Below are 11,704 nucleotides of genomic sequence, written 5' to 3'. Positions count from 1 at the left end.
GAGTGAGGGGGATTTCGTGAAGATTGCTATTCACTTAACCTTGTCACCTCGACGGAGGAGAGGTCTGTTTTTTATTCATTCAAAAGATTTCTCTCTACGTTCGAAATGAAAAAGGGAAGCTTTTAGTCCTTCAACAGATATTATGGAATTCGATTACTTTCTCTTTTCCTTTGCGTCTCTGCGTCTTTGCGAGATGCTTTAATTTTTTTCTTTGTGCCTCCGTGTCTTTGTGGGATAATCCAAAATTACCCATTATCTTCAATACTTATTAATACCAATATTGTTAATAATTGATAACTTTGAGTTATTAAAAAATTTCTTTAGATTTTGATTTAGAATGCAAAATTGAAAAGTGTTGGAATACTGATTGGGTACAATTGACAGTAATTCAAATTTTGGCGAACGAATATCTATTTAAAAACCTTTGCGACTTTGGGTCATTGCGGAAAATAATATGAATTTAGAACTCAGACACTTGGAATATTTCCGAGCCGTGGCCGACGAACTGAACTTCAGAAAGGCAGCTGAGCGGCTCTTTATTTCCCAACCGGGACTCAGCAGGCAGATCAGGCAGATGGAGGAGATTTTGGAGGTGGAGCTTTTTTACCGTACTAAAAGATCTGTGACCCTGACTGCCGCCGGAGAATTCCTAAAAAGTGAGGTTGATTTCATTTTCAACCATCTGGAGCTCACTACCCAGCAGATCAAAAGTATTGCGGCAGGAAAAGTTGGGGAATTGCGGATCGGGTTTTTGGGTTCGGCAGCACATCAGGTCATTCCTGATTTGTTGGTTCGCCTGAGCAGGGAATTTCCCGGAATTCAGACCAATCTGGAAGAGTTGAGCAACCACCTTCAGGTGGAAATGCTCGAAAAAGACAAGCTCGATTTGGGTTTTGTCAGGTTGGCGCGGGTACCGCATGGACTCAGCATGAAGGCAGTGCATCGGGATACTTTTTCATTGGTATTGCCGCTTAGCCACCCGATTGATGCGGCTACTTTTGAGCATGTCGGCCAACTTCAGGAAGAGCCGTTCATCTTATTTTCAAGTGATTACAGCAGCATTTATTATGATAAAATCATGAGTATCTGCGAGGACAGGGGATTTACACCCAAGATTTCGCACAAATCGGTCCATGCGCTGACCATTTTCAAGTTGGTAGAAGCGGGGCTTGGTGTGGCAATTGTGCCGAGTTCGCTAAAGGAAGGTTATGATCTGAAAGTGAAGTTTATCGAAATCAAAGGGATTCCGCAGCATACAGAACTTTTTGCCGTATGGAAAACCGAAAATCGCAATCCGGCATTGAAGCATGTTTTGGGGATATTGTAAAGAAGAAAGTATGAAATTTTTATTTCCAATTTTTTGATTTTTAAGTTTTCTTTAGTTGAAATTTTAAGTTAATTTTTACGTGTGACATATTCTCTAGGAAAATCTTCAAGCTATGAAATGTAGGTATTTAAAAACCACCATATTCTTGACTTCACTTTTCATTGGGGCTTTTTCCTGCAAAAGTCCCGATAAAAAAACTTCAGGATTAATTTCTTTAAGCAAATTTGAAGAGGCCCTGCAACTCGGGACCTATTTTTCAAATCTTGAGACTGTCCTTTTTGATCAAAATCAACTCATAGGACAGATCGATAAATTGGTTGTTACCGATTCAGTGATTGTCCTTACTGATTTTGATTTGCTGAAATCCATCAAAGTGTTTAACCGGCAAGGTGAATTCATGGCAAGTAAAGATGATTTCGGAGATGATCCTTTGGCTATGGGTTACTTCGATGACTTTGCTGTGTTTGAAGAGAAAATCTATGTTTTGGACGGGAACAAGAGGAAGATCTATCTTTTTGATTTTCAACTTAAGTTGTTGGATGAAATTTCTATTTCTAATCCGGCATCTGCCTTTTTGATTAATCAGAATGGGATTTTTCTGTACCACATGATCGAGAACCCTGATTTTCCATTCCAATTGTCTTTTTTATCTCATAGTGGAAAAGAGCCAAAGGGTTTGATTTCATTTAACCCTAAGTTAGCCGAATCACCTTTTTCGGGTAGTTTTTTTGTCAAAATAAATGAAGAACAATTTGTCCATTACAATCCCGGCCTTGATTCTATCTATCTTTTTTCAGGAGAAAAACATGAATCATTCAAAATAGATTTTGGTACTCAATTTATTGACCTCAATCAATCGAAGGATTTACATCCCGTGGAAAGGTTGAGGTTTTACAATGACTTTGAAGGATACAAACAGCTTTCTGATGGAGTAAAATTGGGGGAGGGATTGATTTTGTTTGGGCTGAGTTATGAAAACAAGCCCCATTACCTTTTGGTGGATTTGGAAAATCAAAGGGCTACTCTTTATAAGACCGTTAAGAACAACCTAAAGCCATTGCCTTCTACAATTTTCTTTAGCGGAAATTCAGACAAGCATGCGTGGTACTACCATTCTGCTGACCAAATTAATAAGTTTTATGAATTGAATGATTCGAAAATAGGTGTAGAAAAAAGGATAAAACTGCCTGAGGATTTAGAATCAAATGTTTTGGTATTACTTGACTATTGATAGTCAAAACAACCTCCCATCCCAATAAAAATCTTCCAAGCCAATAAGTTTGACATTGGTGGAGAATGAATCATGCTTTGTGTTGATGACAAAATTATGCTCTTGAGGGATCAGTGCTGAAGGGACTTTGAGTATCAGACTTTCGTTTTTTTCAAACCAAGCGCTTCCGATTTCCTGAAGGCGGGGGTAGGATTGTAGGGTATTCCAATTCGGTGGAAGGTCGGAAAGCTGTATTTCCCGGACCATTTCCTGATTTTCAGTTGGGATTTTTATTACCATTAGCTTGTAAGTTTCGGATTGGATGATTGCTGACCGGTGAACCACCAATTCCAAACTTGCCAAAGCCCTACTTTCCGAAGCATAGATTACAAATTGCCCGGCTTTATTCCATCTGTTTGCTGCACCCGAAGCTTCAAGTTTTTCGGCATATTTTGCCTTGCTGATTCGATAAGCCAACATATCTACACGTTATCGCCATATTCCATGGCCGTCAACCTGTCATCAGTAAACCTGATTCCGGACGAAGTGCTTAGATAATCCTTTGGAGCTTGGTTGTCAAAAAAGTAATTCTTGGTATCGAGCCATTTGTCGAAGTTTTCTGCATTTCCAAATACATCTGTTCCGTGTTGGTAGAGGGACAAAAGCAAAACCAAATGTTCTTTTAAGCTCTCTTTTAGGTCAGATTCAGATTTGCGATAGTTCCTCAGCGTCTTGACACTGACATCCAGCCAATGGGCTATCACCTCATCGCTGAATGAAGTAATCTCCTTTAGGTAGTTAAGGTATTGCAGATCTACTTCCTCATTTTTGATAAAAAACAAGATGTCGATGTCGTTGCCAATGGCAGGAACATGCGATTTGCTGAATTTCGGAATTGAAGTAACACCCATAAAGGAAGAAATTTAGAATTCAAATATAGGGAAAATATACCGTTTTGAAAAGGTAAAAATACCAAATTAAGTATATCATTCTCATTTGATAATAAATGACAATTGAAAAGATTTTCAATTCTATGAATTTAGAATTTTTCAATTATTGTTATAACAAGTTATTACATTTTCGTATAATCGTACATGGAAACAAAAGTCAGAAAGATCGGAAACAGCAGTGGGGTGATTTTGCCTAAAACACTGATAGAAAAATATAACCTTACTGATGTGGTCATCGAAGACAATGGAGATGGAATTGTGATCCGACCTGCTAATACTTCCATATTTCAGGTAAAATTGGCAGAGGTCAAAAGGAACAAAGAGAAAATTTATGCAAAAATGGAAGAACAGGCAGGAGAGGAGCGAATTAAAGATTTCTATTCCAAGGAGGAAATTGAATTGGGCAGTATTGACCTAGAAATCCTCGATTTATGAAATATGGTGAAGTTTGGCTTGTTAATTTTGAGCCTCAGGTTGGACAAGAAATTAGAAAAACCCGTCCTGCGATCATTGTGAATCACGATTCAGTAGGCAAACTTCCTATTAAAATTGTGGTTCCACTTACCGATGCATTAAAAACCAAACAGGAGTGGATGGTAGAATTGAAACCCAGTCAAAGCAACGGATTGGAAAAAGAGTCTTTTGCCGATTGTTTTAAAATCAAAAGTTTATCAGAACAAAGACTGATTAAGAAAATCGGGATTTTAAATGAAGATGAAATTTCTGAAATTCAGGTCACTTTAGTCAAAGTGTTGAATTTAATCTGATTCGAAATTTTAGAGAATCTCACGTCTCACATCTCACGTCTCATATCTCACATCTTAAGTCTAATTCTCAAATGCCGTGTTAATGTCGGGTTTAATCCGCCCATTTTTCGGCTTATATTTGTCAAAATCAATCCAACTTGCCATGGTAAAACAAAACCCTATTATCATGAAACAACCGGAATTGGGCCAAAAGATTCTCGAACTGAGAAAGGCCAAAGGATTGACACAGGAAGAACTTGTGGAGCTATGCAATATCAACGTGCGCACCATTCAGCGTATCGAAGCCGGGGAAGTGACCCCGAGGACTTATACCATCAAAAGTATTCTTGAGGTATTGGGATATGATTTCAAAGAAATCCAACATACCACTGAAGAAAATACTGCCATCAGTCCTGAAATAATCGGGAAAGCAGCGTTTCTAAAAACAGCCTTTTTTGTAGGAATCGTGTATTTCCTATTGGCTTTTGTGGAAGGTGTATTTGATTATGGACTTTGGGAAGCGGGGGAGGAGATCAGTCCGGAAGCGGCACCTTGGTATATCGCCATCAAGATCGGTATTATGCTTACTTTTGGGGTTTTCACTTTTGGATTTTACAGGTTGAGTCTGATCAAACCAAATATGATTGTTAAAGCTGCAAGTATTTTGTTGATCATTGCAACATGCTTTGGTGTGGCAGCAGACATTTATGGATTCAATAATGCCTCAGTATGGCAATCTATTCAGTTCTCCAAAGCCATTCTTTTTGGGGCGCTTTACATTGTTTTTGGCTTGGGATTGATCAGGTATCAAACTGAATTCGGGTCTTTTGCCTTGGTCACAGGGATATTAAGCATCATTTCAGGAATCGCTTTCTTGAGCATCATTTTGGCTATTCCCGGATTGTTTGTTTTCACCATTTTCGAAATCCTGCAACTCGTCCTGCTTTACAAAGCGTATGAATCCATCACAGGCAAAAGCCGGAGCCCAAAAAAACTGGATATCCATGCTTTTGGGTGAAAGGTGGGGAATAGGTTATTGGGTTATTGGTTATTGTTGTCAACAGACTACGGACGACAGTCAACAGCAACCTCTTCCTAGTTTTCATCCATAATATTGATAAAATCAGCAAAATTTAAAGTGTGGAGAACAGGCCTTAGAATTCAGAATGATCAATTCTTAATAAATATTCCCTTTAATAAAACCCTGCTCTGAAAACCGGAGCAGGTTTTTTTTGTCTCAAATCTCAAATCTCAAATCAAAACTTTAATATAAACTCCTGCAGGTTAGCTGTCCTTTCGAGCTGCATTTTTTTGCGGAGTCGGTACCTTGCGATTTCAATGCCCCGGGTAGAGATGTTCATCAGGTAGGCGATTTCTTTGGAAGATAGATTCATCCTCAGGTAAGCGCTAAGTTTGATTTCCTGCGGGCTGAGGTCGGGGTATTGTTTTTTGAAACGGGTCATAAAATCTCCATGGACCTGATCGAAGTGGATTTCAAATTGCTCCCAATCCTTGTCTCCGGCTATATTTTTATCAATGCTGAGGATGACTTTTTCAATCTCGCTTTTGACTTCCTGATTTTTACTTTTCTTGATGATGGAGTTAAGGTGGGTTTTTGTTTGGTCAATAAATCCATTTTTATTGATCAGATGCATTGTTGCTGAAGCCAGTTCTTTGTCTTTGGCCTGTATTTCAGACTCAAGTTTTTCATTCCTTAACTTCTCTATTTCTTCTTGTGAATTTTTAAGGGCAGTTTCTTTTTGGATGAGGGCTTTCCTCTGGGAATCCGTAATTCTTATGGTTTTTTTGTGGTATCTTTTTTCGACAAGTCTGAAAATAGCGTAAGCAGTGGCCATTGACAACATGAAATAAATCAGGAAGGCCAATGCAGATCTATACCAAGGAGGGGAGACTTTAAAAGAATAGGTGTTGGCATCACTAATTTGTCCATAGATGTTTTTGCTTCTGACATGGAAGGTGTATTTTCCCTCACGCAGGTTGGTGTAGGCTTTGTCTCTTTTATAGGTCCATTCTCCAAATTCTTCTTCAAACCCCTCCAGCCAAAACTGAAATTGGGTGGAGTTTTCATTGTTTGGGATGGGATTACTGAATTCAAACCTGACATTGGCCGCATCATAGGCAAAGGCAGGGTAGGTACTTTCCTCTTTTCCGGCAAATTCGGTATCCAATGGCTGGTAGTTGCCGTGAAAAACCAGGGAATCCGATTGACCGGTAAGGTAGACTGCCCTGATGATAGCAGGAAATGAAGGTGTCGAGGGTGTTTTATTTTCCAATTTGTACCAAATGAAACCGTCATTGGCAGCGAAAAGCACTTCGTTGGATCTGATTAATGATATGTTTTGTAGGTCATCGTTTAGAAATGGGATGATCTTGTTGAAGATTTGGTGGTTTTTGACATAAGATCCATTGATCTGCTTCTCTAAAACTCCGACTTCTTTGTCACCTATAAAAAATATATTTCCCAAAGGATCTTCTACCATGCTTGTAGCCAAGAAATCGTAATCAAAGTATTTGGCAAAAAACTGGTCTTTTTCAAATTTATCCTCTTGGGCATTGTAGCTATAAATCCCATATTCTGTGGAGAAAATCAGTCGGTTGTTGATTTTCCAAACTGATATCAGGAGACTTGTCGGTAAGCCGGATTCCGTTCCATAATACTTCACATCGAGAGAATCCAATTCCTTATTAGGGCGAAGTCGGTATACACCTTTGTACCCATGAGTCATCCATATGGTACCATCCATATCCTGCTCCAAGATCCGCGAGGATTCGTCAAATCCTTTTAGCTTTCTCAAAAATTTCAGCTGCTCTCTTTCAAACCCGTAAAGTAACAAGCCATTGTAACTCCCCGCAATAACGAGATCTGGACGGTCTTTCAACGATTGGAAATTCCAGACACCACCAAATCCACCTGCAGGAATTGCTCTATAATCTTTGATTGTAAATGCCCCGTCATTATGTGCCATCAGTAATTTGTCCTGGATTTCGCTTATACGGTACACTTGTCCTGAGGAACCAGAGATAGCTTCAATAGGAAGTGGTTTTTCCTTTTCAAATTTCTGTACAGAAAGGCCATTGTTGGTTCCGTAATAAATGGATCCTTTATGGTTTATGGCATTATATCCTGTCCCAGGTAGTCCTGCATACTGATCGATCAGCCTAAATGGAAGGCTAAGTTCTAATAATGTAATTCCATTATTATGTCCTATCCAAAGGTTTCCCGAAATGTCTTCAAAAAGGGAAATGACTGAATTGTTTTGGAGTCCATTTTCCTTGTCCATATGTAGGATAATGTTTCCTGAATCATTGAGGACAAATAGGCCGTTGCTTTGTGTACCTATTGCAAGGTTTCCGTTTTTGAGCCTGATAGCCTCGTTTATTTTTGAGGTTGAAGGAACTTCATTTTCCCATTTGACAACACCTGCCGGGCTGGAGGAATATATTCCATGGTCTCGGGTAAAAACAAGCTTTTGGCTGTTTCCCTGAGAAATTATTCCCGTGACCAGTTTTTCTTTGAAAGTATCGCCGAAGTCCTCAGCATAAAACTTTCCGTTTTCGAGAATATGGAGTCCGTTTTGGATTTTATTGGCAAAAACCCTGTTATTGGAAAGGTGAAAACTCTCAAATTCCGGTTTGTTTTCGATTATAGAAATCAACTCATGGCTGTCGGAGAAAGTAAATACCTCTTGAAATGTGCAGAAAATAATTTTGTCGTGAAGGAAAAATATTTTCCAAATTTCCTCTAGATTTTTGTAGGCGTCAGGCAGTAAGTTCAATAAAGAATGGTACTTCAGAAATCCCAGTGCGTCTGTTTGGAAATAACCAAATTCTCCCTGACCGGCCACATAGATATTCCCATTCTCATTTATGGAAACATCTCTTATTTTCGTACTGTTCGGAAGGGAGAATCTTCTCCAGGTGGTACCATCATATTCCAAAAGACCAAAATTATTGGCAACATAAATTAAACCTGATTCACTTTGAGAAATGGCAAAGTTCTGGATCCCTCCCTGATACTCCTTGCTGGAATAAAATTTTGAAATCGGCAGTCCGGGAATCTGTCCATGAATATCCAAAGCAATCATGCTCAGGATTGATATTAGAAAAGCGTATTTCATATTTTGGGTATTGTCAATTCCAAGATATGAATTTTCTCTTTGATGTATATTTTTTTTTACTTTGGTGAGTTGGTCTTTAGACCACAAACCTTAATTCATTGGCTTTAATTCTACATTTTTTCTTATTCCGTTGAGTTTTTGTGAAGTAGGTGAAGTAGTGTTGATGTAGTATTGATGTAGTGTATTTTTTTGTAGCTCTTTTAATTATGACGTGATTTGGAATAGTTGACAATTAAATCCAAAGTATGTTTATGAAAAAAATTTTATGGTTGAGTTTTGCCATGATTATCCATTTTTGTGCCATTGGACAGACAGGGATGATCAAAGGCAAAGTCGTTGATGAAAAAGGAGAAACACTCCCCGGAGTCAATATTTTGAAAGTAGGCACTCTCCTCGGAACCATATCAGACATGGATGGTAATTTTACCTTAGAGGGTAAAGAAGGCGATGAGCTCAAATTGAGCTTTATAGGCTTCAAAACACAATTGGTAAAGGTAAATTCCAGTCTTCAGGTCGAAGTTACTATGCCATTTGAAATCAGTTCCCTAAATGAGGTAATTGTAGTAGGTTATGGTACAGCTACCAAAAAGGAACTCACAGGGGCCGTATCTTCTGTAAAAGGAGAAGAAATTGCTAAAATGAACATGCCTCGGGTAGATCAGGCACTGCAGGGTCAATTGGCAGGTGTGAGTATTTCTACCAACTCTGGCGCGCCGGGTGGATCTTCCAACATCAGGATAAGGGGAATTGGAACTTTTGGTAACAACAATCCTCTCATTTTGGTGGATGGAGTTATCTATGATGCAGCCGGTCTTAATGCCCTCAATCCTGATGATATCGAATCCATAAACGTATTGAAAGATGGAACAGCAGGTATTTATGGTGTAAGGGCAGCCAATGGAGTGGTTCTGATTGAAACCAAAAAAGGATCTGTCAACACCAAAGCCTCATTGGATTTTTCCGCTTTTTATGGAGTTCAGCAGACAGCAAGGAAACTTGACCTTCTGAATGCGAGAGAATATGCAATTCTTAAGAATGAAGCTTTTGCAGCAGGTGGTCAAGCAATACCTTTCAACAACACTAGTTTGGGAGAAGGTACCAACTGGCAGAACGAAATTTTTGAAAATGCACCTATTCAAGATTATAACCTGACCGTAACCGGAGGTTCTGCCAAATCTTCCTACTCTATCGGAGGTTCATATTTTTCCCAGCAAGGTATAGTGGGAGGTCCAAAAGCCAATTTTCAAAGATATAATGCTAGACTAAACTTTATAACTGAATTGGCTCCAAGGGTAAAACTTACCAATGTATTGCTTTATACGCATGAATACAGCAATGGAATTGCTCAGGGAGGAATCGGGTCGGTACTTTACAATACAGTGAATGCCTATCCTACAGAGCCTGTTTTTACAAACGGGAGGTTTTCCTACCTTGACAATGTCGCGGACATCATCAATCCATTGGCACAATTGCAGAATACATATAACGACTCTTGGGTTAACAAACTCGTTGGCAAGGAAGAAATATCATATGAAATAGATGACCATTTTACTTTAGTTGGTAGGGCAGGATATAATTTTGCCATGGTCGACTTCAAAGCTTTCAATCCCTTAGTTTGGTACGGTACAGGGAAGTTTGCCAACTCCGCTGCAAATGCAAACCTCGATCCTGTAATAGTAAACATCGGGAACATTGCAGTCGAAAGGGGTGCTAATGTGTTTGAGTCAAGAAATACATTTTTGGATTACAACTTTGAGGCGTTCCTAAACTATAATCGGACTTTTGACAATGTGCATAGGATTAGGAGCACTGCAGGTGTTTCTTATCTTGGAAACAGAAGTCTGGGCCTTAATGGTATTGGTTTTAATATTCCAAACAACTCTTTGGAATTTGCCGACATTTCGGCAAATCAAGCACAGGGAGGATACCTCAACAATGTAGGTTCATTTCAAGGAAGGCAGAGGCTTACTTCAGTCTTTTTGAGAGGAGAGTATGACTACGAGCAGCGGTATATCTTCTCAGCTATCATTAGGAGAGATGGGTCTACCAATTTTGGTGAAAACAACCGGTTTGGCTACTTCCCCTCATTTTCCGGTGCTTGGGTACTTTCTGAGGAGTCTTTCTTCAGTTCAAAGGTGATAGATTTTATGAAATTTAGGGCCAGCTTTGGTATTTCGGGAAATGACCAAATCGGACTATTTAGATACAGGGGTCTACTCAATGGAGAAGCTACTTATGTATTCAATAATTCATTGCAAAACGGTGCAGCTATCGGCACGACAAGCAATCCTGACTTGAAGTGGGAAACCACCTATCAGACCAACATCGGTTTAGATTTTACATTCCTCAGAAATTTTGATTTTACGACCAATTATTTTATCAAAAATACAAGAGACCTGCTTTTCCAACCTGAAGTTTCCTCACTTATAGGATCATATGGTCCTGGAGGTGCACCACCGATCATCAATGCCGGTGACGTATTAAACAGAGGATTGGAATTGGAAATGGCATATGGGTCAAGCCGTCCGACTGGAGTCAATTTCAGGATGGATTATAACGTCACATTTCTTCACAATGAAGTGACCAAAGTTCCTGAAGGATTTGACTTCATTCCGGGTGCAGGATTTAGCGTAGGAGGCAACGTGGCCACAAGATTTCAGAAAGGCTTTCCTATCGGATATTTTATCGGATATCAGACTAATGGGCTCTTCCAGACAGCAGAAGAAATCGCTTCTAGTCCGGTAGTTCAGCAAGGTGCACAGCCCGGAGACCTGAGATTTGTTGATCAAAACGGTGATGGTCAGATCAACTTCGGGGATGATTCCGACAGGACATTTGTAGGTTCGCCGATTCCTGATGTCATCATGGGCTTTAATTTCGGTTTGGATTTCAAAGGTTTTGATATTTCAGCAAATATATTCGCTGCCTTGGGCCAGGAAATCATCAGGAATTACGAAAGGCAACAGCCTTTTGCCAATCAGTTGGCATATAATATCAACAGATGGACAGGACCGGGAACCTCAAATGAAGTTCCTAGATTGACCACCGGTGCTACTAGGAATACTGTTTTTTCCGATTTTTATGTAGAAGATGGGTCTTACTTAAGGCTGAGAAATGTACAGTTGGGTTATACTCTTCCTGCTGACATCACAGGTAAAATAGGCCTCAGCTCATTGAGATTTTATATTGCGGCAAATAACCTTGTGACATTGACCCGCTACATGGGTTTCGATCCCGACGTAGGTTCTGGCAATCCTCTTTTTGCAGGAGTTGACGGTGGTATTTATCCTCAGGCCAAAACAATCATGGGAGGTATTAACATTAAATTTTGA

Annotated in this window: 9 protein-coding genes; 6 read left to right on the top strand and 3 right to left on the bottom strand. The window is 39.5% G+C overall.

Annotated elements, in window-relative coordinates; all coding sequences use genetic code 11:
• Positions 1-454 precede the first annotated feature (454 nt).
• Both MMU07_RS10180 and MMU07_RS10175 read left to right on the top strand, forming a co-directional pair.
• Positions 455-1,327 carry a LysR family transcriptional regulator gene (locus MMU07_RS10180; protein ID WP_241125769.1) on the top strand — a complete coding sequence of 291 codons (873 nt, stop codon included), beginning with the start codon at positions 455-457 and terminating at the stop codon, positions 1,325-1,327.
• 112 nt (positions 1,328-1,439) lie between these two features.
• Positions 1,440-2,558 (top strand): 6-bladed beta-propeller, encoded by a 1,119-nt coding sequence (locus MMU07_RS10175; RefSeq protein WP_241125768.1) that lies wholly within the window; start codon positions 1,440-1,442, stop codon positions 2,556-2,558.
• A gap of 3 nt (positions 2,559-2,561) precedes the next feature.
• Here MMU07_RS10175 and MMU07_RS10170 read toward each other — a convergent pair whose 3' ends face one another.
• Positions 2,562-3,017, bottom strand: a complete 456-nt coding sequence (locus MMU07_RS10170) for an RES family NAD+ phosphorylase (protein ID WP_241125767.1) — start codon at positions 3,015-3,017, stop codon at positions 2,562-2,564.
• 2 nt (positions 3,018-3,019) lie between these two features.
• Positions 3,020-3,448 (bottom strand): antitoxin Xre/MbcA/ParS toxin-binding domain-containing protein, encoded by a 429-nt coding sequence (locus tag MMU07_RS10165; protein WP_241125766.1) that lies wholly within the window; start codon positions 3,446-3,448, stop codon positions 3,020-3,022.
• Positions 3,449-3,631: 183 nt separating this feature from the next.
• Here MMU07_RS10165 and MMU07_RS10160 point away from each other — a divergent pair, with 183 nt between their 5' ends.
• The 3 genes from MMU07_RS10160 to MMU07_RS10150 all read left to right on the top strand — a co-directional run bounded on the left by MMU07_RS10160 (position 3,632) and on the right by MMU07_RS10150 (position 5,251).
• Positions 3,632-3,922: an AbrB/MazE/SpoVT family DNA-binding domain-containing protein gene (locus MMU07_RS10160; RefSeq protein ID WP_241125765.1), complete on the top strand. Its 291-nt coding sequence runs from the start codon at positions 3,632-3,634 to the stop codon at positions 3,920-3,922.
• On the top strand, positions 3,919-4,254 hold the full coding sequence (locus MMU07_RS10155) for a type II toxin-antitoxin system PemK/MazF family toxin (protein WP_241125764.1): 336 nt from the start codon (positions 3,919-3,921) through the stop codon (positions 4,252-4,254). The genes MMU07_RS10160 and MMU07_RS10155 overlap by 4 nt, the downstream gene beginning before the upstream one ends.
• A 166-nt stretch (positions 4,255-4,420) precedes the next feature.
• Positions 4,421-5,251, top strand: a complete 831-nt coding sequence (locus tag MMU07_RS10150; RefSeq protein ID WP_241125763.1) for a helix-turn-helix domain-containing protein — start codon at positions 4,421-4,423, stop codon at positions 5,249-5,251.
• A gap of 238 nt (positions 5,252-5,489) precedes the next feature.
• On the opposite strand, the gene MMU07_RS10145 is transcribed toward MMU07_RS10150, so the two are convergent.
• On the bottom strand, positions 5,490-8,372 hold the full coding sequence (locus tag MMU07_RS10145) for a triple tyrosine motif-containing protein (RefSeq protein WP_241125762.1): 2,883 nt from the start codon (positions 8,370-8,372) through the stop codon (positions 5,490-5,492).
• Positions 8,373-8,623: 251 nt separating this feature from the next.
• Between MMU07_RS10145 and MMU07_RS10140 the strand changes: the two genes are divergently transcribed.
• Positions 8,624-11,704, top strand: coding sequence for a SusC/RagA family TonB-linked outer membrane protein (locus MMU07_RS10140; protein WP_241125761.1), 3,081 nt, complete (start codon positions 8,624-8,626; stop codon positions 11,702-11,704).

Source organism: Cognataquiflexum nitidum, from assembly GCF_022538055.1.
In the GTDB taxonomy this organism is placed as follows: Bacteria; Bacteroidota; Bacteroidia; order Cytophagales; family Cyclobacteriaceae; genus Cognataquiflexum; species Cognataquiflexum nitidum.
Note: the sequence above shows the minus strand (reverse complement) of the source record. Positions and strands in the feature narration are given on the sequence as shown.